At 58.3% G+C, this 23,764-nt stretch carries 16 protein-coding genes and 10 pseudogenes; 9 read left to right on the forward strand and 17 right to left on the reverse strand.

The window, feature by feature from the left end; genetic code table 11:
* Window positions 1–294 precede the first annotated feature (294 nt).
* Window positions 295–1,278, reverse strand: a pseudogene (locus tag BFD71_RS37755) (IS110 family transposase); the annotation flags it as partial.
* Between the two features lie 234 nt (window positions 1,279–1,512).
* Between BFD71_RS37755 and BFD71_RS37760 the strand changes: the two are divergent.
* Window positions 1,513–1,734: pseudogene (locus BFD71_RS37760) on the forward strand (transposase); the annotation flags it as partial.
* Between the two features lie 631 nt (window positions 1,735–2,365).
* Here BFD71_RS37760 and BFD71_RS37770 read toward each other — a convergent pair.
* The 4 genes from BFD71_RS37770 to BFD71_RS37785 form a co-directional block, all read right to left on the reverse strand.
* Window positions 2,366–3,295, reverse strand: coding sequence for an electron transfer flavoprotein subunit alpha/FixB family protein (locus BFD71_RS37770; protein ID WP_069269282.1), 930 nt, complete (start codon window positions 3,293–3,295; stop codon window positions 2,366–2,368).
* Complete coding sequence (locus tag BFD71_RS37775) at window positions 3,295–4,044, reverse strand: electron transfer flavoprotein subunit beta/FixA family protein (RefSeq protein WP_069269291.1); 750 nt, start codon at window positions 4,042–4,044, stop codon at window positions 3,295–3,297. Before BFD71_RS37775 ends, BFD71_RS37770 begins: the two co-directional genes overlap by 1 nt.
* A 47-nt stretch (window positions 4,045–4,091) precedes the next feature.
* Window positions 4,092–4,544, reverse strand: coding sequence for a HutD family protein (locus BFD71_RS37780; protein ID WP_256095099.1), 453 nt, complete (start codon window positions 4,542–4,544; stop codon window positions 4,092–4,094).
* 130 nt (window positions 4,545–4,674) lie between these two features.
* Window positions 4,675–5,862 carry an NAD(P)/FAD-dependent oxidoreductase gene (locus tag BFD71_RS37785; protein ID WP_069269292.1) on the reverse strand — a complete coding sequence of 396 codons (1,188 nt, stop codon included), beginning with the start codon at window positions 5,860–5,862 and terminating at the stop codon, window positions 4,675–4,677.
* A 469-nt stretch (window positions 5,863–6,331) separates the two neighbouring features.
* On the opposite strand from BFD71_RS37785, the gene BFD71_RS37790 reads away from it, so the two are divergent.
* The 5 genes and pseudogenes from BFD71_RS37790 to BFD71_RS42620 form a co-directional block, all read left to right on the forward strand.
* On the forward strand, window positions 6,332–8,002 hold the full coding sequence (locus BFD71_RS37790; RefSeq protein ID WP_069269284.1) for an electron transfer flavoprotein-ubiquinone oxidoreductase: 1,671 nt from the start codon (window positions 6,332–6,334) through the stop codon (window positions 8,000–8,002).
* Between the two features lie 425 nt (window positions 8,003–8,427).
* Window positions 8,428–8,700 carry a transposase gene (locus tag BFD71_RS43010; protein ID WP_083245724.1) on the forward strand — a complete coding sequence of 91 codons (273 nt, stop codon included), beginning with the start codon at window positions 8,428–8,430 and terminating at the stop codon, window positions 8,698–8,700.
* Entirely contained in the window at window positions 8,666–8,890 is a 225-nt protein-coding gene (locus tag BFD71_RS41755) for a hypothetical protein (RefSeq protein ID WP_176733026.1), read from the forward strand. The genes BFD71_RS43010 and BFD71_RS41755 overlap by 35 nt, the downstream gene beginning before the upstream one ends.
* Window positions 8,891–9,143: 253 nt before the next feature.
* A pseudogene (locus BFD71_RS37800) lies at window positions 9,144–10,295 on the forward strand (porin).
* 253 nt (window positions 10,296–10,548) lie between these two features.
* Window positions 10,549–11,166: pseudogene (locus BFD71_RS42620) on the forward strand (reverse transcriptase domain-containing protein); the annotation flags it as partial.
* Here BFD71_RS42620 and BFD71_RS43015 read toward each other — a convergent pair.
* The gene (locus BFD71_RS43015) at window positions 11,164–11,697 is read right to left on the reverse strand and encodes a group II intron maturase-specific domain-containing protein (RefSeq protein WP_370684352.1); all 534 of its coding nucleotides are present in this window, start codon (window positions 11,695–11,697) and stop codon (window positions 11,164–11,166) included. The pseudogene BFD71_RS42620 and the gene BFD71_RS43015 overlap by 3 nt on opposite strands.
* A 204-nt stretch (window positions 11,698–11,901) precedes the next feature.
* Between BFD71_RS43015 and BFD71_RS42625 the strand changes: the two genes are divergently transcribed.
* From BFD71_RS42625 to BFD71_RS40040, 3 genes and pseudogenes are all read left to right on the forward strand, one after another.
* On the forward strand, window positions 11,902–12,207 hold the full coding sequence (locus BFD71_RS42625; protein ID WP_256095100.1) for a reverse transcriptase/maturase family protein: 306 nt from the start codon (window positions 11,902–11,904) through the stop codon (window positions 12,205–12,207).
* A gap of 133 nt (window positions 12,208–12,340) precedes the next feature.
* Window positions 12,341–13,291, forward strand: coding sequence for an IS630 family transposase (locus tag BFD71_RS37815; protein WP_256095101.1), 951 nt, complete (start codon window positions 12,341–12,343; stop codon window positions 13,289–13,291).
* Window positions 13,292–13,310: 19 nt separating this feature from the next.
* Window positions 13,311–13,951: pseudogene (locus BFD71_RS40040) on the forward strand (IS5 family transposase).
* Here the strand turns inward: BFD71_RS40040 and BFD71_RS42630 are convergent.
* The 11 genes and pseudogenes from BFD71_RS42630 to BFD71_RS37845 form a co-directional block, all read right to left on the reverse strand.
* Window positions 13,949–14,366: pseudogene (locus BFD71_RS42630) on the reverse strand (transposase); the annotation flags it as partial. The pseudogenes BFD71_RS40040 and BFD71_RS42630 sit on opposite strands and share 3 nt — an antisense overlap.
* Before the next feature lie 58 nt (window positions 14,367–14,424).
* Window positions 14,425–15,125 (reverse strand): IS6 family transposase gene (locus tag BFD71_RS37820; protein WP_141710955.1). Its coding sequence is split into 2 segments (ribosomal slippage): window positions 14,425–14,858 and window positions 14,858–15,125, totalling 702 coding nucleotides; the frame shifts between segments, so codons are not numbered across the junction.
* Window positions 15,126–15,204: 79 nt separating this feature from the next.
* Complete coding sequence (locus tag BFD71_RS37825; RefSeq protein WP_370684351.1) at window positions 15,205–15,933, reverse strand: GntR family transcriptional regulator; 729 nt, start codon at window positions 15,931–15,933, stop codon at window positions 15,205–15,207.
* Between the two features lie 610 nt (window positions 15,934–16,543).
* A complete protein-coding gene (locus tag BFD71_RS37830) occupies window positions 16,544–17,611 on the reverse strand; it encodes an IS110 family transposase (RefSeq protein WP_069269288.1) in 1,068 nt (355 codons plus the stop codon).
* A 203-nt stretch (window positions 17,612–17,814) separates the two neighbouring features.
* Window positions 17,815–17,971, reverse strand: a pseudogene (locus BFD71_RS40045) (IS5/IS1182 family transposase); the annotation flags it as partial.
* A 146-nt stretch (window positions 17,972–18,117) separates the two neighbouring features.
* Window positions 18,118–18,298 (reverse strand): annotated as a pseudogene (locus BFD71_RS43020) (IS6 family transposase); the annotation flags it as partial.
* 459 nt (window positions 18,299–18,757) lie between these two features.
* Window positions 18,758–19,879: a M24 family metallopeptidase gene (locus tag BFD71_RS37835; protein ID WP_256095102.1), complete on the reverse strand. Its 1,122-nt coding sequence runs from the start codon at window positions 19,877–19,879 to the stop codon at window positions 18,758–18,760.
* A gap of 125 nt (window positions 19,880–20,004) precedes the next feature.
* Window positions 20,005–20,274, reverse strand: a pseudogene (locus tag BFD71_RS40055) (transposase); the annotation flags it as partial.
* Window positions 20,275–20,379: 105 nt separating this feature from the next.
* Entirely contained in the window at window positions 20,380–21,213 is an 834-nt protein-coding gene (locus tag BFD71_RS41170; protein ID WP_141710954.1) for a class I SAM-dependent methyltransferase, read from the reverse strand.
* Between the two features lie 610 nt (window positions 21,214–21,823).
* Window positions 21,824–22,843, reverse strand: a complete 1,020-nt coding sequence (locus BFD71_RS37840) for an IS110 family transposase (protein WP_069269290.1) — start codon at window positions 22,841–22,843, stop codon at window positions 21,824–21,826.
* 281 nt (window positions 22,844–23,124) lie between these two features.
* Window positions 23,125–23,764, reverse strand: a pseudogene (locus BFD71_RS37845) (IS110 family transposase); the annotation flags it as partial.

The following is a 23,764-nucleotide window of genomic DNA, read 5'->3' on the forward strand; positions in this document are numbered from 1 at the left end:
GGTCGGAATCACCGCGTCGCATGCGCACAAGGATGTGACGATACTCAAACAACTCGAACCTCCTGTTGGCCATAGGCGCTCCGTTCAAATGAACGGAGCGTACCGACTTGGAAAGTTCGAATTGCGCTTGTGCCCGCTACCGCTGGCTTCTGCACGCCGCCCGCAGGGTGGCTCCTTTGCGCCGCCCATGCAGTGGCTCGATTACGCCGCCCCTGGACTGGCTCTATTGCGCCGCCCATCAGGTGGCCCGATTACGCCGCCCCCGAATTGGCTCTATAACTCCGCCCGCTGACACTCGTCGCGTGTCAGCACATACCATACGATGACCGCGAGCTTGCGGGCCGTTGCGACGACGGCAATTTGTTGGCCGCGGCGATCGCGCACGCGCAGGAAGAAGGCGCGCAGCGGCCCGGGCGCCTGCGTGGCGCCCCAGGCAGCCTCGACCAGCATCGCCCGCGCGTAGGAGCGCCCGCGCTTGGTGATGTGGCCGTGCCGGGCCGGTGTGGTGCCGGATTGATAGACCGACGGATTGAGCCCGAAGTAACTCACCAGCTTCTCCGGATTCGGAAACCGCCCGACGTCACCGATGGCCGATAGCAGCCCGATCGCCACAGTGGTGTTGACGCCGGTGATCGTCAGCATCACGCGTAGTCGCGCGTCGTCGATGGTCGCTTGCGCGAGTGCCTGCTCCACCTCGCGCAGATCCTCGCCGAGACGGTCCAGTTCGCGCAGTCGTTGCTCGACACCCAGTCGTTCATCCAGCGGTAGCGGTTGAACGCTGAGCCACGCACGCCCCTTCCTGCCAAACAGATCGGTGACGGGACACCGCTCGATCAGATGCGCGGCTAGAACCGCGTGAATCTCGTTCTTCAGCCGTGTGCGTTGCCGCACCAGCTGTGAGCGGCGCGAGATCTGCCGACGCAACGCCAGCGTGCGCTCGTCCGGCATCCAGACTTCTGGCAGAAAGCCGCTTGCATACAGTTGTGCCAGTACGGCCGCGTCGATCCTGTCCGTCTTGACGCGTGCCTCGGCGATCAGTCGCACCTGCAGCGGATTCGCAATCGCCACACGTGCGACGTGCTGGCGTAGCACGTTGACGATGGCGGCAGTGTTGCCAGTTGCCTCAAGCACCACATGATCGGTGGCGCGCAACCTCCCGGCAAAGCGCTCCAGTTCGTCGCGTCGCAACCCGGTGCGGCCGCCGGCATGCAGCGTGCCATCCTCCAGGTATGCGATCTCGGCCACGGAGCGCGACACATCTAACCCTACGATTCGCATAACCGTCTCCCGTTTCAGATCACTGCTGGGAGCCGGTGGGACAGCACGACAACTACGGATTCGCGCTCGCAGCGCAACCGGGCGGGTCGCAGGGGCGGCCAACTACTAACACGAGCTCGCGACTCATCGTATAGGAACGGCCTGCCCACCCGAAGTGCTCCCCAGTGCCCCTGTCCCGGATGGTCACACCATACGCTCAAACTGCTCGGCGCGGGACCGCGAGGCACCGGCTATATCATGCCGGTTACGAATGCCATCGAGAGCCTGAACATGCAGTTGCGCAAGATCATCAAGACGCGCGGGCACTTCCCCAATGACGAAGCGGCCATCAAGTTGCTGTGGCTGGCATTACGAAACGTGCTTGCAAAGTCCGTGCGCCATGCCTATGACTGGAAATCTGCGATGAACCAGTTTGCCATCCTGTTTGGCGAGCGGTTTACGCGGGCGCGCGGGTAACGTTTTTTTAACCGCCTCGCCCACAAAAATGCGGACAGGTTCGAAATTGTCGGTAGGTCTACGATCAGTGCGCGCTACCGTCCTGCCCTGATCGACTTGAACGTCGATGCCGAGGAGACCCTGTTGACGGAGCACTTCAAAACACTGCCCTGCTGTTACCAATCGCCATCGGGCAAGTTTTGGATCAAGGCAGCCTCTCGATTGTGATCAGCAATACCAGATTGCTGACAATGCTGTTGCCCGGTCTTGGCGTACTGTCGACAGCTGCGCTCGCATGCTATTTGATGGCTGGTCGTATACGATGGGGCTCTTTGGCCTTCTCGGCTACATCGAGCCCGTGCTGCTGCTGGTGGTGTCGATTGGCTTGTTGGGTGAAAGCTTAACAAGGCAGAAGATTGCGACCTACGGGCCTATCTGGCTCGCGGTCAGCTTGATCGCACTGCATACCGCGTTGCAAATCCGCCGGTCACTTCGAGGAGGCTCGCGGTGCTTAACGTTAAAAGGCTAACGTTCGTGGATCTCAACGACTTCTTGGATTGACCATCTGACAAGCTTGGCACTGGGGGTCGTGAATACAAGATTGGGGCCGCCGTAGAGAGCGGGGCCCCGTATGAACGGTTTTTGCACGGCGTTAGATGCGGCTCGTTAGCTCTGGCAATACTGAAAAGAGATCCCCGACAAGCCCGTAGTCTGCGATCCCGAAGATCGGCGCATCCGCATCCTTATTCACGGCGACGATCACCTTTGAGTCGTTCATGCCGGCCAAGTGCTGGATCGCGCCAGAGATGCCAACAGCAATATACAGCTGCGGGGCCACAATCTTGCCGGTCTGGCCGACCTGCCAGTCATTCGGCGCGAAACCAGAGTCCACCGCTGCGCGCGACGCGCCCACCGCAGCGCCGAGCTTGTGTGCCAACGGGTCGAGCAGCGCAAAGTTCTCCGCGCTGCCCATGCCCCGCCCGCCCGAGACGACGATACGCGCTGACGTTAGTTCAGGACGCTCGCTTTTCGAGACTTCCCGACGCACGTAGCGCACCCGCTGGGTACCTTCGACCGCCTCGCGCGTGTCAATCGATGCGCTACCGCCGGTGGCCGGCGCGGCATCGAAAGCGGTTGCACGGATCGTCGCGACCTTGATCATGTCGTCGCATTGCACGGTGGCGATGGCATTGCCTGCGTAAATCGGTCGGTCAAACGTATCCGCCGTATGGATCGCGACGACGTCAGAAATCTGCGACGCGTCGAGTTTCGCGGCTACGCGCGGCGCGACGTTCTTGCCCGCGGCGGTTGCCGCGAAGAGCACGTGCGTATACGACGGCGCAAGCGCTAGCACCTGCACGGCCACATTTTCCGCGAGACCCTCGGCCAGATGTGGCGCGTCGATCAGGATGACCAGCTCGACGCCTTCAATTGCAGCCGCGGCGTCGACAGCGGCGCGTGCGTGGTGACCTGCGACGAGCACGTGCACGCCGTTATTCAACTGGCGCGCAGCGCATACGGTGTGCAGCGTGGTTGCTTTGAGCGCTGCGTCTTCGTGTTCGGCAATGACGAGGGTAGTCATCAGATCACCTTTGCTTCGTTCTTGAGTTTGTCGACAAGGGCAGCGACGTCCGCGACGCGTACCCCTGCCTTGCGTGCGGCCGGCTCGACGAATCTCAGCATCTTCAGCCGCGTCGCCGGATCCACACCGAGATCGTCAGGCGTGACCGTGTCTATCGGCTTCTTCTTCGCCTTCATGATGCTGGGCAGCGTCACATGGCGCGGCTTGTTCAGACGCAAGTCGGTCGTTACGATGGCGGGCAAATCCAGCTCAATCACTTCAAGGCCGCCGTCTACTTCGCGTGTCACAGTGGCCACGTCGCCCTGAATCTGGATAGCGCTCGCGAACGTTGCCTGTGGCCAGTCGAGCAGTGCGGCGAGCAATTGGCCGGTCTGACCTGCGTCGTCGTCGATGGCCTGTTTGCCGAGAATCACGAGTTGCGGTTGCTCGCGCTTGACCGCAGCTCTCAGCAGCTTCGCGACCGCTAGCGGCTGTAGTTCGGCGTCGGTCTGGATATGCAGGCCGCGATCTGCGCCGATAGCAAGCGCCGTGCGCAGAGTTTCGATGCTCTGCACCGGCCCGCAGGTGATTGCGATCACCTCACTGGCGTGACCAGCTTCCTTAAGACGTGTCGCCGCTTCGACTGCGATTTCATCAAACGGGTTCATCGACATCTTTACGTTAGCGATGTCGACGCCGGTTTGGTCCGCCTTTACGCGAACCTTCACGTTGTAGTCAACAACGCGTTTGACTGCTGCCATAACCTTCATGTTGCTTTCCTTGTTGCGCGGGAGTGAGTTTGGAAGCGCGCGGCACGTCAGCCACATGTCGCCCGTTCGATGATGACGAGTGCAGCATGGGGCGCATGCACTTCAATGTGCGCTTTAGCGTCATTCTGCGTTTCAACGCGCGCTGGCTCAATCTCGAAGGCTTCGCCGTCGGCGAGGCGCGTAGCGACATGCGCTTCGCGGAGCATGAGCGTTTTGCCGCCCCTGCATGTGCGCAAAATGCTAGCCCCACGCAGTGTCAACACGAGCGCGATGCATCCGGACGGCACGTGCATTGTTGCGCGTAGCGGCACGATGCGGGCGGTGTAGCGCCCGCGAGTGACCATTGCGTTGAGCTTGACGATCGAGCCATCGTGCAAGCTGGCGTGCCACTCGGCGTCGCCGTCGTATTCCGATGGGTGTCCAGGTTGCAGATCGACGCGGGTCGGGCCGTTATCGAGCGTGACACCCGCGCCCGCCACGACGAGCGAAACGCGGATCATGCCGACAAAGCGCGAATACGAACCGTTGCATTCGACGTCTGCGAGGCTGATGCGCCAGCCGCCATTGTGCCAGGCCTTCGGTGCGAATGAAGCAAGCGGCCGTACCGCGAGGCCGGCGGAAGCCACTGCGTCACGAAACGGCGCCGAGACCATATTTGCCGCTCAGCAGCGCGCCGGTGGCGAAACGGTTGATTGAGTATGGCTCGAGCACCACGTCGGCAGGCTGGCCGAGCGCGGCCTGGGCGAGGATCTTGCCAACCGTCGGCGAGAGTTTGAAGCCGTGACCCGAGAAGCCATATCCGACCACCAGCCCCTCGATACCAGGCAGGGCGCCGAGCACTGGATTCCAGTCCGGTGTCACGTCATATACTCCCGTCCACGACGATGCGATGCCGGCCGTCTCGTACTCGGGGAAGCGTTCCGCGACCTGTGCACCGACATCGACAATGTAGTCCATGGGGATGTCGCCCTGTTCGGTGTCAGCCGTGTTCAGTTTCTCGCCGACCACGCCCTCGCTGACCAGCATCTGATTTCCACCGTAGCTTCGGTAATACAACATGCCTTCGGACGCGAGATCCTTGAACACCGGCATCTGAAACGTATATGGCGCCTCTGCGCATTCGAGCGCGAGCACTGCGTGACGTTCCGGCGCGATCGACAGCGTTTTGCCTGTCCATCCCGCCAACTCCGGCGTCCAGATGTTTTGCGTGCTGATGACGGTGCCCGTAGCGAAATCGCCCGCGTTCGTCGACACCCCCACTACCTTGCCATTCTCGATCAGCAGCTGGTTCACCGTGACGTTCTCCCGGATCGTCACGCCGCCGCGTCGTGCAGCGCGCGCGAAGCTGGTTGCGGTGAGGTACGCGTCTGCGAAGCCCGCTTCCGGTTCATAGCCGATCAGCGCCGCGTTGTCGAAGTTTGCAATTGGCAAGCATTCCTTTGCTTGGCGCGCGTCGAGCAGCTCGAGCGGAATGCTCTGCGCCTTCTGTTGCTCGAGCGATGCACGAAGCGGCTCGAGCTTTTCGTTGTCCGCCGAGACGATCATATACCCGCATTTGACGAGACCGCACGACGCTTCGTCGTCGCCCAGATAGGTGGCGAAGTCGTTGAAAACGGACCACGACCTGCGCGCCAACTCGACGTTTTCCTTAACGGAGTAGTGCGTGCGCAGAATGCCCGACGACTGCGACGTCGTGCCCGCGCCAATGGTGGCGCGGTCGAGCACCAGCACTTTTTTCGCTCCGAGTTTTTGCAGGTGAAATGCGACCGAGCAACCGATTACCCCTGCTCCAATCACCACAATATCGTAGTTGTTCACGGACATATCCTTGACTGAGATGGTGATGCAAGTCTGCCCCCGTTGGCCAGCGCCGATGTTTCTATAAACAATACTGATGGCAATTCATAAGATTTCCGCCATTTAAAATGGGGAGACACGGACTAGCTTAGCTGCGTGGCACTATTCGGGATGGAATGAAAAATTCAATCTCGGCATTCGCCCAAGGCACTTACTTCGCGATGGCTTCGATCGCCGTCGCGTTTCTCATTGGCCTCTCGACCAGATGCCTAGCACAGCGTCTTGTGCCAAAGGCAGCGGCATCAGTGATTGGGGAGATCGTTGGAATACTCGTACTGGTCGCGTCATCAGCGTACTTCTTCACTGGGTCTCGTGGATAACCCCTTCTCTGGCCCTGCGTCAGTTCGTGGTCCATAAGCTTCGCTTATATCAACCGTATCCCATCGCGAAACCGTTAGGCTGGCAAAACCTTCGCAAAGAACCTGGCTTTATGAATACTCAGCTTGCATCCGCGCAAAACGAGCGCGAGTCGATGGAGTACGATGTTGTGATCGTCGGTGGCGGCCCCGCCGGGCTGTCTGCCGCGATCCGCCTGAAGCAGCTGGCCGCGGAGAAAGGCGCTGAGATCGGCGTCTGCGTGCTGGAGAAAGGCTCGGAAATCGGGGCGCATATCCTCTCGGGCGCGGTCATGGACCCGCGTGCCCTGAACGAGCTGATGCCGGACTGGAAAGAGCAAGGCGCACCGCTGAACGTGCCCGTGACCGAGGACAAGTTCCTTTTTCTTTCCGAAACGGGGGCTAAGGCTGTGCCGAACTGGGCACTGCCCGACAACTTCAAGAACCACGGCAACTACGTCATCAGCCTCGCCAACGTCACGCGCTGGCTGGGCCAGCAGGCCGAAGCCCTGGGCGTCGAAATCTTCCCGGGCTTCCCCGCCGCCGAAGTGCTCTACAACGACGACGGCTCGGTCAAGGGCGTCGCCACCGGCAACATGGGTGTGGGCAAGGACGGCGAGCCCACCGAAAACTTCCAGCTCGGCATGGAGCTGCACGCGAAGTACACGCTGTTCTGCGAAGGCTGCCGCGGGCACCTGGGCCGTCAGCTGAACGAGAAGTTCAAGCTCGGCAAGGATTCGGATCCGCAGGTCTACGGCATCGGCATCAAGGAACTGTGGGAGATCGATCCTTCGAAGCACCAGCCCGGCCTCGTGATCCACACCGCCGGCTGGCCGCTCGAATCCGATACGTACGGCGGCTCGTTCCTGTACCACATCGACAACAACCAGGTGATGGTGGGCTTTGTCGTCGGTCTTGCGTACCAGAACCCGTATCTCTCGCCGTTCGAGGAATTCCAGCGCTACAAGACGCACCCGGAAATCCGCAAGTACCTCGAAAGCGGCAAGCGCGTGTCGTACGGCGCGCGCGCGATCACGGCGGGTGGCCTGATGTCGCTGCCCAAGCTCGTGTTCCCGGGCGGCGCGCTGGTGGGCGACGATGCGGGCTTCCTGAACGCCTCACGCATCAAGGGCAGCCACGCGGCGATCAAGACCGGCATGCTGGCTGCCGATGCGGCATTCGAAGCCGTGCAGGCAGGCCGCCAGAGCGATGAGCTCGCGGCTTACCCGGAAGCGTTCAAGCAGTCGTGGCTCCATACGGAGCTGTACAGGGCGCGCAACTTCAAGCAGTGGATGAGCAAGGGCCTGTACCTGGGCACGCTGATGGTGGGCATCGAGCAGAAGCTGCTGGGCGGCAACGTGCCGTGGACGCTGCATCACCAGCACCGCGACCACGAGATGCTGAAACCGGCTTCGCAGTGCAAGCCGATCGAGTATCCGAAGCCCGATGGCAAGCTCACGTTCGATCGTCTGTCTTCCGTGTTCATCTCGAACACGAACCACGAAGAGAACCAGCCTGCGCACCTCACGCTCAAGGACGCGAGCGTGCCCGTGAACGTGAACCTGCGCACCTACGCGGGCCCCGAAGCGCGCTTCTGCCCGGCCGCGGTGTACGAGTTCATGAAGAACGACGACGGCAGCGACCGCCTGCAGATCAACGCGCAGAACTGCGTGCATTGCAAGACCTGCGATATCAAGGACCCGACGCAGAACATCGTATGGGTCACGCCCGAAGGCGGCGGCGGCCCGAATTACCCGAATATGTGATGTCCTGATACGTGCCCCGCAACGGTTCGTATCCCAAACGATCATTGAGCTTGCGATTGACAATGCACCATACTTGTTCTGGAAATGCAGCCGTTTGCGGCGGCGAATGGCCACAGCTTCGTTAGGAGTCGGCCGCGTGTCGCCCCTCGGCAGAGGGGAACCCGGCTACGTCAATGCGGCCTTGGTGGTCACAGCACCGGCGGTGCACTGGTCCACAAGCCGACGGTGCCTGTTTGCAGGCACATAGGCGGATTCAGGTCGGTTGCGGGAAGTCCAAGAGTCTATCCCCAGAGGGCGAGGCGCATCTTGCATGGGCGGCGAGCCGCCGGCTAGTCGGGCGAGAGCAGGTACTCGCGACTCAATTGGCCGTTACACCGGAGACATAATTGACAAACCGTCCAGTTTCACACGTAGGGGATTCACCAGTGCTTCAGTGTCCGGTTACCGATGATCAATGGCTTCTTGTGGGTCATCTGATCCAACCACAAGGCCGTCAAGGCTGGGGGCGACCGGCACGCGATCCTCGGACGATTCTCGACGCGATTCTGTGGGTGATTGTCAATGAAGAGCGATGGCATCGCCTGCCGCCACGCTTTGGGCCGCCACAGACAGCGTATATGAAGTGGCTTCAGTGGCGGCGTAGCGGGGTGATGGAGCAAATCATTGCAATTCTCTCCTCCGAGGGGAGGCTGGAGTGACGGTGCGGCCTTGGATGTGCCGCGGATCGTTCGCGCCGCAAAGGTGATTCTGGTGGGACGGCGCATCCAGGTGAAGCCGTTCGAAAAGCAGCTCGAGGTGGACCTGTTCAAGCGCCCGGGTATCAGCACCGTATTTCTCGCCGACAGGCGCGGGTTGGATGCGGACGTTTGCACTACGTTGGGGCGGTAGCGCTGGCAGGTGCGGAAAAAGTAGGATTGTCATATTTGCACGTATTGGTGCCGTCGACCGAATTTGGCAGGGACTTGGCGTGCCGAGCTTCGACTTGCAAGCGCGCTACGGGTTACAGTGACCAGTCCATCTGACGTACAATAAAAGGAGATTATCGGTTTATAAATAATTAGGGATACTACGTATTAAGTAAAGAAAACAACTTACATAAGAACATTCGTTATCGAATGGTAACCAGGTTTTGGAGGACTCGATGAAAGGACGCAACGTAATTGCGCTATTGACTTTGTCGGCTTGCGCCGGTCCCGCGATGGCGCAAAGCTCAGTGACGCTCTATGGCGTTATCGACGAAGGTTTTGACTTCGCCAATAATGTGGGCGGCAGCAAGGTCTACGAGTTGCAGAGCGGCTACGCCCAAGGTACCCGATGGGGCCTGAAGGGGGCAGAGGATCTCGGTGGCGGTTTGAAAGCAGTGTTCCAGCTCGAGAATGGCTTCAACGTGAACAACGGAAAACTCGGGCAGGGAGGCTTGATGTTTGGGCGGCAGGCCTACGTTGGCGTAGCGAGCGAAACGTTCGGCACGGTCACCCTAGGGCGCTAATACGACTCGCTGGTCGATTTCCTAGCACAGACTACGGCGAACGGAAGTTGGGGCGGTTACATCTTTTCGCACCCTTACGACAACGACAACACGGACAATACGTTCCGTGTCAACAACACGGCGAAATATACGAGTCCGTCGCTCGCCGGCTTCCAGTTCGGCGGCACATATAGCTTTAGCAATGACACGAATTTCGCCAACAACCGACAATACAGCGTCGGCGCCCAGTACACGAATGGTTCGCTTTTGATCGCTGCGTCGTATCTGCAGGCCAACAATCCGTCTTCGACGGCTACTGGCGCGATCAACAACGGCGGCGACAAAAACTTCCTGGCTGAGCGCCTGCGCATTTTCGGCGCGGGAATCAACTATACGATCGGGTCGGCAACGCTGGGCTTTGCATACACGAACACCAACGTCACGCAACCGCTCAGTTCCGGCTACGTAGGCCCGATCACGCCGCCTGCCGGATCGACCCTTTCGTCGCTGCGCTTCCAGAACTTCGAAGTGAACGGGAAATATCAGTTCACGCCGGCGTTCTTCGTTGGTGCGATGTACACCTACACGCGTGCCGACTTCAACGCGACCACTGGCAAGCTGCATCCCAACTATCAGACGATCGGTTTGTTGGCTGATTACAATCTGTCGAAGCGTACGGATCTCTATCTTCAGGGTGCTTACCAGCATGTTGGCGGCGACAAGACGCAAACCGTGCTCGACGTCGCCTATGTACCTGGCGCTGCGGATGTTTCGTCGAACTCGAATCAGCTCGTGGTTCGCGCAGCAATACGACACAAGTTTTGAGTGCGCCAAGATACCGGCAAGGAGTAGGCGGCGCAAGTCCGCCACGATGAAGGAGTCAGTAGTCGGACGGCTAAGTAGTACCTGAAGCGTGGCCAAAACTACGTGACCGAGCGATCGGCGACAGAAGGCAACTGGCGAAGGTGATTGGGAAGAACCCGGACGATAGTGAGTACAGGCACGGAGGAGGATCAGTTTCATGAGCCAAATACCCGTACATCCGCGCCCGAAGAGACTGTCTAACTGGATCAACCCGATGGAAGCAAGGAAGGCCCACTCGTTGGTTGACAAGGTTTATCAACGGAAGAATCAGGAAGTCGCCTGGGAGCGAGTCCGGGCCAAACGTGGCAGTGGCAGTGGCGGTGTCGATGGAATCAGTGTGGCAGACTTTGCCGACCAGGCGGATCAGCATCTGGACCGTCTGCAGGCAGAACTGCGTGCGTGGACCTATCAGCCGCAACCGGTCCGGCAGGTCTCGATCCCGAAAGTCGGCAAACCGGGGGAGACCCGCAAGCTCGGCATACCGTCGATTTACGACCGCGTATGCCAGCAGGCGCTGCTCAACCGTCTGGAGCCGATCTTCGAGCCGGTATTCGACGAGGCCACCTTCCGCTATCGGCCAGGGCGATCGACACAAGACGCTTTGCGCAAGATCTGGAAGGAGATCGAGGGCGGCAGGGAATGGATTGTTGATGCTGATCTGAAGGACTTTTTTGGATCAGTTGACCATGACAAACTTCTGTCGCTCATTGCTCGGCGCATCACTGACGGTCGGGTACTACGCCTGATCAAGGCGATGCTTAAAGCCGGCAGTTTCGGCAAGGGTCGTCTCTTTCCGAGTGAGCGTGGAACGCCGCAAGGTGGGGTCGCTTCAGGTGCGTCGTCTTGCAAAGCGACGTGTGCCGCTTCGAACGCAGGAGCGTGGGAGCTTGTAGTAGTGCCCCCAGCCCTGCAGGATGGGATTGAGCCGTCCAATCAGCTGGATCGTGCGGCGCATCTGGTCGCGTCGATTCAGGCGCTGGCGCAACATTGGCTGGAAGGTCTTGCCGGAGGCGTGGCTGTCTGGCGAGTTCGGGTTGGTCAACCGGTCAACCTTGTGCAACTGATACCTTCTCTTGCGTCCCAGCATGCTGCATCTTCGTGAAAGCTGCATGCCGGAAAACGGCGTGCAGTTTGAGCGGCGGACGGAGGCCAGCGCGCCTTCTCCGACCAAACAGCGTCGAAGCCTGCGAACAAGGCCGGGAAGCCGGCTGCGGAGCAGTTGGGGCGAAGGGGGCAAGGGAACACGGGTCAGCAAGATACCCGCCGGGCTCAGAACCGGGCAAGCGAGCCATAGGGGCTGTAACGTGTACGGCAAGCTGCGAGGCAGGGGAAGAGGGAGCGGTTCACTGCGCTGCTGCACCATACCACGGTCGGTTGCCACAGAGAGTCGTTCTTTGCGCTCAACCGCAATGTGGCTCCCGGGCTGGACGGCATAAGGTAGCGGTACAACGACGCAGGGCTGGAGGACTATCTTCAGCGTCTGCACGCACAAGTGCACAGCGGAGCGTATCGGGCACTGACTGTACGGCGGCAGTACATACCTAAGCTGGACGGCAAGCAGGGCCCGTTGGGGATTGCAGCACTGGAGGACAAGATTGTCCAGCGCGCGTTGATTGATGTGCTGAACGCGATCTACGAGGGGGATTTCCCCGGGTTCTCGTACGGGTTCCAGCCCGGGCGAAATCAGCACGATGCGCTGGGCGCGTTGGCGACAGCGATCACCTTCACCCCCGTGAACCGGATTTTAGACGTCGATCTCAAAAGCTTCTTTGACTCGGTTAGCCAGGAACGGCTAGTTCGTTTCATTGAACACCGGTTCAGCGACCAACGCGTTATCCGACTTGTGCGAAAGCGGCTTGCGATATGCAGATGATGTTGTTGTCGGCTTCGAGTACGCTTGCTGATGCCCGGCTCTTCTGGGACGCGATACGCTCGAGTTTGGAGAAGTTCGCGCTTGCGCGTCACCCTAGTATTCCGCCCCAGAAATAACTTTAAGAAAATTCAGATTGTTCGATGATCGAATTCACGGCGTGGTGGAGGCGATCATGGGACGTAAAGGAATCGAGTTTGTCGTGTCGGAACTGGAGCGAGAACAATTGCTGTCGATGAGCCGATCGCGTTCGCTGCCTCATTCGCTGGTGCGCCGGGCAAAGATTGTCCTGATGGCAGCTGAGGGTCATACGAACCAGGAAATCGCGGTTCAATGTGAAGTAACGTCCCCTGCGATCACGCACTGGAAAAGCGTTTTGTCGCGCAGGGGCTTGCTGGTCTGCATGACGAAGCGCGCCCGGGGCGACCGCGCGCATGACGACGAAGCGGTGGCCGAGTTGCTGGCGAAGGTCCTGCATGAGAAGCCGGACGGGAAAACGCACTGGAGTGTGCGTTCTGCTGCCGCGCAAACGGGTATTTCGAAGAGATCGGTGTCCCGATACCTGTCGCCGTTCGGCGTGCAGCCTCATCGCTCGAAGAGCTTCAAGCTTTCTACTGATCCGTACTTCGTCGAGAAGGTGCGAGATATTGTCGGCCTGTACCTGAGCCCACCGACCAACGCCCTGGTGTTGTGTGTCGACGAGAAGAGCCAGTGCCAGGCACTCGAGCGAACGCAACCGGTGTTGCCGATGGGTCTGGGCTACCTCGAAGGTGTTACGCATGACTATACTACGCATAAGCACCCCAAGGTCAAGGAATGGCTGGCGAAGCACACGCGTTATCACATGCACTTCACGCCGACGTATTCGAGCTGGCTCAATCAGGTGGAGCGCTGGTTTGGCCTGATCACGCAGCAGGCTATCCGGCGCGGCTCCTTCAGAAATGTACGCCAGCTAATCGCCAGCATTGAGCGCTATGTTGCACAGTACAACCAGCACAACCGTCCGTTCGTCTGGACGGCAACCGCCGATTCCATCCTTCAGAAAGTGGCTCGGCTATGCAAAGTTATTTCTGGGACGGAACACTAGACATCAAGCCGTAGGCGGCATGGCTAGACGAGAAATCAGTAACGAGTTGTGGGCGGCGCTGGAACCGTCAATTCCGGCATTCACGCCGTCGCCCAAAGGTGGCAATGCTACGCCGACTGCGCGACCACGACAGATTGATTGGGAACGGGCGAGCCTTGATGCAGCCAGCGTTTCCAGCCCCTAGGCCAGAAACTGGCCCCAACCCGACAGAGCGGGGCACGCTCGGCTCGAAACGGCACATCGTTGTAGATGCGTGGGGCGTTTCGCTTGCCGTCACGGTCACAGGGGCCAACCGGCACGACTCGATGGCGTTCGAGCGAACAGTCGATGCCATCCCGGCAGTGTGCGGCCTGAATGGCCAACCTAGCAAACGCCCGGGCAGACTGCATGCAGACAAGGGCTACGACTTTGCCCGCTGTCGGCGTTACCTCAGGCAGCGTGGAATCACGGCTCGCATCGCCCGAAGAGGCGGAGATAGCACGGAGCGACTTGGACGGCATCGCTGGGTTGACGAGCGCACGCATGCCTGGTTCGCAGGTTTCGGCAAACTGCGCATTCGCTTCGAGCGGCGCCTCGACATTCATGTCGCGTTGCTCGCTCTCCCTGGCTTCTGCCGTTATCTGCTCGCGCTTCGTGGATGACTTGTGTTCGCCGTTCTAAGCAACATCCGAATTTGAGGAACGCCTCAAGAATGTCGAGACGCCGCTCGAAGCGAATACGTAGATGGCGGAAATTAAGCAGCCAGGCATGTGTACGTTCCACGACCCATCGGACTTTTCCGAGGGCACTGTCATGCAGGTGGCTGCGTCGCGCGGGTGGGAATACTGCGTTCGTAAAGAGCGCGTCGGCATTTGTCGTGGTCGTAACCCCGGTCGGCATAGACGCGGCTAGCGGCGGCTCGAAGGCCGCCCGCGCCTCCCGAAGATCGGCACAACGACCTCGATCAGCGGAACGAGATGGGCGTCGTTACGATTGGTGCCTCAGGATTGCCGCGATCGCCGCTCCATTGGCGTAGGTGGCGAGGTGGGTGCCTGCATCCGGGGCGCGCTCGATCGGTGGAGTTCGGGCCAGTTTTGTGGGCCCTGTCGATAAGGGTAACTGATGAAGGTAGTTTCCGATATAATGAGGATTGGTTACGCTGCCAGCGAGTAGTACAACTGCTCAGCTGCGCTCATTTGGATGTCGCCGTCGTTGATCTGCCCTTTGGCGATCATGCGCATGAACTCGATACCGCTGAGCTGGATGTGCGCGCAGTGGAAATTCCTGGACCCGGGCATTGGTAGAGCGTTGCGCTTCACGGCACGGTTATCACGCTCGACTATGCTGTTCAAACGTTTTGTCTGGCGGATCTTGATCGGCGTGTCGCGCTCACCATTGATGGCCTCAAGCCCGGCCAGATTGGCGTCGCTCTTGTCGATGGTTACTGTTTCGGGCTCGCCATTTCTCGCGATCGATCGCTCGAGGTGGCGCCGGGCGGCGGCCTTGTCGCGACAAGCGCGCAACTGGAAGTCTACCGTGTTGCTGGCCTTGTCGACGGCACGATACAAATACTTCCATTGGCCCTTGATTTGATATACGTCTCGTCCCTGCGGCAGTTCGTGCGGACCGGACGCTTGTCACGCCGGAACGTTTTCTCCAAGACTGGCAGCAGCTTGAGGGCCCAGCGATGCACGGTGGAGTGACCGACGTCGATGCCACGCTCAGCCATCATCTCTTCGAGATACCGCATACTCAGCCCATACGCCACATACCAGCGCACGCACGTCAGGATTATATCGAGCAGGTTATGCAGACGTTTGAGCACACGGGCTACTGCCGGATTCAGGGTGCGGATGAAGCTTCCGCTTTGGAAAAGAAAATTTGGAAACTTTCGAACTGCTGCGTCACCGTACCAACTACACGACCTGCTCAAACTATGAGTTCGAACGAGTGATACGCGCGCGACCGAATGAGATGTAGTTCCGGTGTACTAGTCCAAGAGCGCGCGTGTCCCCAGCGCGAAGCGCCAAGCAACATTCCTCCAGTTCTCTGTGGAGGTTCTTAGTCTCATCGTCCCATGAAAGTTCGACGATATCGAGCCGAAGCCGCGATGCTAGCAAGTAACAACGGTCATGCGTTTGGCGAACTTCTCCGTTCGTTATCAGACCATTGGTTACGGAATGCAACCCATGGAGGATCTGCCAGAATGCTTCGAAATTCGGCGGCTCGTGTTGCAGAGCCCTCGCTCTCAGGGCCAGTCCTCGCATCCGCTCAAGCGCTTTGGGAGCGTATGCTGGAGAACAGAAGTCGCCAAGTATCTCGCTCAATCTTAGCCAGAATGCGTAAGTGTCAAGGTATTCTCGAAGATCAACGCCCCTGACTATCGTGCCAACGCCATTCTTGGTTTCCACGAGGCCTTCATACTCGAGCCTCTGAAGATTTTGTCGGATCGGCGTGCGACTGACCTGGAATTCATCCGCAAGTGTCGTCTCCCCTAGTACCGTGCCGGGGGGGTAATACAGAGTGCAGATCCGATCACGTAACGTCCGGTGAATCTCCGACATCTGATAGCGGACTCCTGATATCTTGTCCACGGCGCCGGCACTTGACAGCTTTGTTTTTGCAACGCGTCCCATCAAAATATCTCCCTCGGAGTGAGGCATTAGAAGAATGGTCGCCTGCTACAGCGTGACCAAGCTTCCCCATCCGTTGCCGTAACATTGGCAGTATTGGACTGTTAGCCCCAACCGTACATACTTCACATCGCACCGCGAATCGTAGCCTGCCGGCGCACCAATCCCGCGCGCGGTTCGGAATGTCTCTGGCAAACCGCCGCACCTTGGTTATCGGGGCAGCGCAGGCCGCTGATTTCCAGATACCGAAAGGAAGCAAAAATTATGCACACTACCGCGCTCGCGATCCTGCCGCACGTACCGCCATGACTTGATGAGTCTAGACTGCGAAAACATAAAATCATATCGGCAGACGCTCGTGACCTGATCGCCATAATTAGCATTTCCGCCATACTGCCTCTATGAACGCGTCCCGTTTTGCAACAGTTTTCGTTTGTTCAGACTGACAGGATGGGTTGCAGCTCTCTATCCGGCCTTCATGCAGCCGATATAGCCGCTGCGGGCCCCTATGAAATCCGCTGACTCGCTCCTCATTCTTACCGCGAGCTCGAAGCTCAAGACAGTATGCAGGTTTAGCAAGTCCCAGGTCCTACCTGACTGGTCATCACAATCGATTACTGCGCAACTTTCTCGACGACGTTCACCCTGTGTTGAAGCATTGAACTTCTATTTCACGAACACTTTTTAAGACGGGCTTTACACTGACGTAGTCCGTGCAATATGGCCTGTCGTGAGCAAGTACCGCCCAGATTGTGTGCGCCATCTTGTTTGCCAGAGCGACGACTACGACGTTCTTGGGTCTGCGCCCGAGCATCTGCTCAACCCACGGACCAGGCTCCTTCCTGTGCTCCAGGACCGATCGCGCGCCGTGAACTAGCAGGGTGCGCAGGTATGTGTCTCCGCGCTTCGATATGCACTGCAAGATCACCTTGCCTCCGGAACCCGTTTGCCCGGGTACAAGACCGGCCCATGCCGCAAACTCTCTGCCTGAACTGAATGCCTTCGGATCGCCCATGGTCGCGACGGCTGCTGTCGCGGTCAGCAATCCCACGCCCGGGATTTCGCTGATGGCCTTGACCGCCTTGTCCTCTTTTTTCCACTCCCGCATCCGACGCTCAATCTGCGCGACCTGCTCATCGAGCTTCGTCAGTCCGTTCCACTGCTCGCGAAGTGAGTCGATCACAACTGCTGGCAGTCGCTCGGCAACCCGTTCCAATACCTCTGGAATCGCCTTGTCAAGCGCAGCACGGCGGCTCTTGCCCATCACCTCGCCGTATTCCGTCAGCAATCCACGCAGGTTGTTGGCCTGCATCGTGCAAAACTTGATGAGTTGCTGGCGCATCCGGTGCAGCGCCAACATCGCCTGCTGCGTCTCCGTCTTCACCGCAACTGGCTTGCCTGGTTGCTGAACCGCCAACCAGATCAAGCGTGCATCAGCAGCATCACTCTTGTTTCGAATGTTGAAAGCCTTGGCAAATTCAGCCGGGATCAGCTTGACGTCATGTTCCATCTTGATTAGCTGACGTGCCCAGTGATGCGCACCGCCATACGCTTCCATTCCTATGAGGCACGGCGTACGATTCGCAAAGTGCTCAAGGAACTTCGCCCGCTTGATCAGCTTGTTCACGATCTCTCCAGTCTCCTGATCGACGTAATGCAACTGGAAAACGAGCTTGGCTACGTCTACGCCCACCGCCATACTGTTCATCGTGGATCCTCCGGTTGCCGGGAAATGCGTGCATTTCCCATTTGGGCACATCGATGCCGTTGGCCCGTGAGGGTCCACCTTACTTCTGCTCTCACATTCACGGGTGGGACGCGTTCATTCATTCTTTCAGCCGCGTTGTTGCATAAATCGAGCGCAAGGACAAGGTGACCTCCATGTACTCGATCTCAGGCAGTGAGAACGGACTACGGGCGAGCGAGTGCCGCCATGCGGTTGAGCACGCCTGCACGAATCGAAATTCGGTTGCCTGAGAAACGATCTCGCGTGCCACAGGCACGAGTCCGTGAGGATCTTGATCCGGTACATCAGGGTCCCAGCCAGCGAGCGACGATAGTAACCACTCGCCTACTTCCAGTCACCCTGTCAAGTTCGCAAAGCCGATTTCAAATGTGCCACAAAAGTAAGACATCCTTTTTGACCTATGAGGGAGAATTGCACGTCTGCCCAGACGTACTATGCGGACAATCTTGCTTTGGGTTGTTCCCGATGGCCGCCTGCATCCGCTGTTGGGGCAACGCGAAGTGCTGACGGATCGGACCGAAGCGCAACAGGAATACCTGCGTGCTGGCGTGGATCCCGGAAATCCTGCATTTGCGGCTCGCGCCGGCGCGTGGGATGACGACTGTTTGCAGCGCAGTTGTTCACGCGGGCCGAAGCCTTTAGAATTACGCTGGTGAGTGTTGGTACTGATATGACTTTGCGTGTCAATCGCGACACTAGTTTTCAGTTTATTGCATTGTCGCATGAATTTCCTGAGTGCGGCACAGCAGCAAGTCTCGACGGTGGATCACACTGATATCCGCGGGTTGGATACCGCATTACAGAGGTTCGCCTCATGATCATCCTTCAGAAAGTGGCTCGGTTATGTAAAGTTATCTGGGACGGAACACTAGACCCGAATCTGTCGCGCGGAGCTCGTGCGGCATGACTTGCGCGAAACGGAGCGCTTCTGCACGCACGACGGCCTTGCGCTGGTTGAGATCGCCGTCGACCAACTGGACGTCATACCCGAACAGGTACGCGTCATCCAGCACCGGCGCGGATTATCCCGCGTGGACTGCTCACAGAATTCGTGCTCGCAGGATCACCACTGGCAAAGAGATATGGTAACTAGATCGTCCATGGCGCTCACACCACCGTTAGATTGCGCGGGTAATCGGTCAGATATTCGAACCCATCCGCCGTCACGACGATCGAATCTCCTACCCGCCCACCAAACTCTCCTTCGATAGTAATGCCACCGTCGACCGCGAAGGTCATACCGGCCTCCAGGGTCCGCTGCTCGCCGCGTTTGAGCTCCGGTGATTCAAGGAACGAGTAGCCGATCGAGCGTCCCGTCCGATATCCCGGGGCAAATCCTGCGCCCCGATAGACCTCTTCAGCGGCAGCATTGACATCTTCACAGCGCACCCCCGGTTTGATTTGCGCGAGTGCGGCTTGCTGCGCCGCAACGGCAGCGTCATAAACCCGCGCCTGCTCATCAGTCACAGATCCGACGAAAAACTCGCGGTCGAATCCGAGCTTGTAGTTCTTGAAGTTTGCGATACCACAGAAGCACAGATAGACCGGGTCTCCACGCTTCAGTGTTCGAACGGAGGATCGACGGTGCACAAGACAGACATCGCGTCCGGACTGGAGGATTTGAAGGTTATAGATCGTCGGTGAAACGAATCTATCCTTGTGTTCATCGAGGAGTGAAGCGGCTTTTCGGGTGCCTCCGGCAATGACTGCCAACGCAATCTCGTACTCCGGGACGCCCGCGCTGATGACCTCCTTAGCGGCCTCGACCATCGCAACAGCTACCTGCCCAGCGTGCCGCATAATCGCAATTTCGCTTTCTGACTTGATCGCCCTCAGATCAAGAATGATCTGACCCACATCGACCAAGCTGCCTGCGTCGACGGGCAGTGCAGCGGAAACGAGAGGCGGCATTCTCGTGCGCTCGATCCCCACTCGCTTCGCCCTCGAAGCCTGCAGTACCTCTCGCAGCGGCGTTCGCCATTCGTCACCAACACCATCGGCCCAGGGACGGATATCTTTGATCCAAGTCATCAGACCGCACATTTCAGATTCCATCAACGGCGTGATCAAGACCGGCTCACGATCCTGGGAAATCACAATCAGAGTAGGGCGTCCGAACTCAACGCCCAGATAGTTCCAGAAGCCCCCGAAGTAGGCCACTGCGTCAGGGTCGCTAACCAACGCCGCATCGATATTGGCGCGACGCAGTGCATCACGCAGTTTGCCCACCCGGCTTCCATATTCATTCACTTGTTCCCCTGTTAGCTGAATGCAGCTAGTACACGACCCGACTCTAGGTACACCAATTGGGCATTTCAACTGGTCTACTCGGGTAGACAAACTGGTTCCGAGACTTAGCGTTCTGTCCCAGAAATAACTTTGCATAGCCGAGCCACTTTCTGGAGAATTGAATCGGCGGTCGCGGTCCATACGAATGGCCGGCCGTCTTGGTTGTACAGCTCGATACAGCGCTCGATGCTGGCAACGAGTTGGCGCACGTTCTTGAACGACCCTCGACGGATCGCCTGCGGTATAACCAGGCAGAACCAGCGTTCAACCTGATTCAACCAACTTGAGTAGCTCGGCGTGAAGTGCATGTGGTAGCGCGTATGCCTGGCCAGCCATGGAAGCCGTCTCTCGTACAGCTCGCGGTCCAGGGGCCCCGTTCAAAGCCGGGCAGTTCGGCGTCGACGCTCGGAACGGAATAAAATTTGCCGGGACTGCGGCGACTAGTTCTCTGACGATTTTTGTTGCCAGAATGATGACAATTTCGCTTGCGGAACAACAGATTCATCGTCGCTTCGAATAATCTTGCTTAGATCATAACGCAAATAGTCTTCGCGACTCTTGGGAGATATCCCTCGTTTCAATAATTGAACTGAAAGATATTCTTCCCACGAGAAGGCATCTAATCCAAGGTGATGATTAATGTGTCGCTGGTCCTTTATGTGTGTCAGAGCAAACCATTGATGTCCCAGCGGGTGGGGAGCATCGATGAGAGTGAAGTCTAACCCGCATTGCTCAGACAGTGAACGAAGAGTCGAAGCCTTGTAAAACTGAACATCTGGATATGACCACTCTGTGCCGATGCTGTCCGAGTCTCCAGCCAGAAAAGCCCCCACGAATTTTCCATTAGATCGCAGACTCCGAGACACTGATGTTAGGCACGTTTCAATCTGTGTCATGCTCGCGTGCATAAAGATTCCGGCGGCAATTATGTAGTCAAACTGACAATTGAAAACGGATGCGTCGAAATTTGCGTTTAATGAAAATTGGGCTCGCTTTAAACTAATGAGTGCAGAACCAACTTCCGCCTCGATGCCTTGCAGAAGACACCATTCTTCCGGCTCAAGGCCAAAATAGCGACCAGGGTTGAGGTATATCAAAGGAAACCTGCCGCCACGAAGCGACCCACATCCGATATCTAATAAAAAGTGATCCTCTCTCAAGCCCAGCAGAAGCAACGTAACAAACTGCACGGCACCTAAGCGATCGTAATAGTCAGGCGGACCTACCCACGCGCGATGATCCCTATCCCCCATTACTTTCTCTTGCATTTCCATATCGCTTTCCTTAAAGATATTACTCTATTTTGATCTGTGGCCAAACGAGTCGACCTGCCTGACGAGCAATTGTCCCAACGCGGGAGCCTCGAGCCATCCCGCTTCGAGGTTATTGCCGCTATCTGGAGCGGCATCCAAAGGGCGCGCGTGGCGCCGGAAAGCATGCAAGAGCGGTGCCAAGACGCAGTCGGGCGGGTGCATCGCGCTCGACAGTGTCGAAATTGTCGGCGGATATGTCATGCCGACGCCCAATAGCCGACAAAGCTACCATTGCGGAGGGGCTTTCCAGAAATAACGACGAGATGCTGATATGACCTTTATATGAACGCCTCCCTTTTGCGAGGCTTTTGTGTGCTCCGACATCACCTAGGTTGGGTTGCTGCTTTATATTCGGCCTCATTGCAGCCTCACAGGCTGCGGGTCCCGATGAAATCCGCTGACTCGCCCCTCATTTCCCGTAAGAGCTCGGAGCTCCGAGTCATATGCAGGTTTAGCAAGTCACGGTCCGACCTGGTTCGTCATCACACTCAATTGCCAACGCAACCTTTCTGTTCGAGTTGTCTTCCCACGGTGGAGAGTCGACGCGCTCTCCGTGTGATCCGGAGTGCGTTCACGCAGGTTTCATGCTCGTGAAGCCCTGTTCGTATTGCCGATCATGGGCAAGTATCGCCCAGATTGTTCGGGCCATCTTGTTTGCCAACGCTACAAGTACTACGTTGGGTGGTCGCCGTTTCCCGATGCGTTCGACCCATGCTCCCGGGTCCTTTGAGTTATAGAGCACGCCGCGTGCGCCGTGAATCAGAAGGGTCCGCAGATAGGTATCGCCCCTCTTGCTGATTCCCAGCAGGACCACCTTGCCGCCGGAGCCCGTTTGTCGGGGTACCAAGCCGAGCCAGGCCGCGAATTCGCGGCCCGATCTGAACGACTTTGGGTCTCCCATGGTCGCAACCGCGGCGGTTGCCGTGAGCAGGCCTACGCCGGGTATGGCAGCAATGGTCTTGCTCGCCTTGTCCTCTTTCATCCACGCCCGCAAACGTCGCTCGATCGTGGCAATCTGTTGATCAAGCTTGCTCAAGCCGTTCCACTGCTCTCTGAGTGTGTCGATCAGTACCGCAGGCAATCGCTCTGCGACTGTTGCCAGCACTATCGGCATGGCCTTATCGAGCGCACAGCGACCTTTTCCCATCACCTCGCCGTATTCGGCGAGCAAACCCCGAAGACAGTTCACTTGCATTGTGCGGAACTTGATTAGTTGTTGCCGCATGCGATGCAGCGCCAGCACGGCCTGCTGAACTTCGGTCTTCACGGAACCCGCTTTCCCCGGCTGCTGCACCGCAAGCCAGATTGCACGCGCATCGGCCGGATCGCTTTTGTTGCCGATATTGAAGGCTTTGACGAATCTGGCCGCCATCAGCTTCACCTGGTGGCCCATCTTCGCAAGTTGTCTCGCCCAGTGGTGCGCTCCGCCACATGCTTCCATGCCGATCAGACAAGGTTCTCGGTTTGCGAAATGCTCGAGGAACCTTGCCCGCTTGATACGTTTGCTGACGATTTCACCGGAATCCGAGTCGACCCAGTGCACCTGAAAGATGTTTTTTGCAATGTCCACTCCCACTGGCGTGAGTTTCATAACATCCTCCGATTGATGATCGGTTACCGTCGCAAGAATCCACCATGCTTTGTAGCTTCGACGGTAGGTGGGAGGCGTTCATTCCATTTCTCGATCCAGTCTCGCAAGCTTTTTTCTGAGCGCCGATCGCTTTTCGGTGAATCTGCTGAGGGCGGCGGCCTGTAACGTCGACGTACACGGCCACGAAGCATACCGACGATAGAGGCATTCAACGATCTGTCTCTCCGACGGCAGCGTTCAGAACGCGAGAGCGAGCACGTCGACTATGACGCCCCGGTGAAGGCATATGACGTCGAGCAATGGTGACGGTACGACCATGCGCTTCAACCAGCAGGTGACGCGCATGGCCGTTGCCGGCCTTTGTGATGCTGCCCAGCCTGCGTCTCTGGCCCGAGGAATGTTCGGATGGCGTCAGACCAAGCCATGCAGTTAGCTGCCGCGGGTGATCGAAGCGTGACAGATCACCGAGCTCGGCAAGCAAGCCGATGGCGCTGGTGAACTGAATGCCACGTAGCGCCTGGAGCGCTTTGACCGCCGGATAGAAACGCCATTGTGGCGCCATCTCGCGCAAGGCCGTCTCGAGCCGTTCGCACTGCGCGAGACGGTCTTCAATGGTCCGGCGGTATTCTTCGAACGCAAGCTGTTGCCAGTGCGAATCGAACGAGTAGCCGCTGATCCAGCGCCGGTGTGCAGGCCCCCAGTCGGCGCGGCCGGTATAGCGCACGTCGTGGGCGAGCAGGAAGGCTTTGAGGCGTTGCCTGGCCTGCTTCAGATCCTGTTTGGCGGCGCCCCAGGTGCGGACCAGGTCACGAAACGCTTCGTCCTCGACGGTGGGCACGTGCACGGGCGACAGATCTCCAGCTCGAAGCGCGCGTACCAGTTTCGCTGCATCGCGGCGGTCGGTCTTGACCCGCTCGCCGG

Source organism: Paraburkholderia nodosa, from assembly GCF_001718195.1.
GTDB classification, from domain to species: domain Bacteria; phylum Pseudomonadota; class Gammaproteobacteria; order Burkholderiales; family Burkholderiaceae; genus Paraburkholderia; species Paraburkholderia nodosa_A.

Coding starts and splice junctions, on each gene's coding strand:
- BFD71_RS37775 (WP_069269291.1), bottom strand. CDS start 4,044: ATGAAGGTTATGGCAGCAGTCAAACGCGTTGTTGACTACAACGTGAAG.
- BFD71_RS37790 (WP_069269284.1), top strand. CDS start 6,332: ATGAATACTCAGCTTGCATCCGCGCAAAACGAGCGCGAGTCGATGGAG.
- BFD71_RS37840 (WP_069269290.1), bottom strand. CDS start 22,843: ATGAAACTCACGCCAGTGGGAGTGGACATTGCAAAAAACATCTTTCAG.
- BFD71_RS37825 (WP_370684351.1), bottom strand. CDS start 15,933: ATGCCTCACTCCGAGGGAGATATTTTGATGGGACGCGTTGCAAAAACA.
- BFD71_RS41170 (WP_141710954.1), bottom strand. CDS start 21,213: ATGGAAATGCAAGAGAAAGTAATGGGGGATAGGGATCATCGCGCGTGG.
- BFD71_RS37780 (WP_256095099.1), bottom strand. CDS start 4,544: ATGATCCGCGTTTCGCTCGTCGTGGCGGGCGCGGGTGTCACGCTCGAT.
- BFD71_RS37770 (WP_069269282.1), bottom strand. CDS start 3,295: ATGACTACCCTCGTCATTGCCGAACACGAAGACGCAGCGCTCAAAGCA.
- BFD71_RS43015 (WP_370684352.1), bottom strand. CDS start 11,697: ATGGTGCAGCAGCGCAGTGAACCGCTCCCTCTTCCCCTGCCTCGCAGC.
- BFD71_RS37830 (WP_069269288.1), bottom strand. CDS start 17,611: ATGAACAGTATGGCGGTGGGCGTAGACGTAGCCAAGCTCGTTTTCCAG.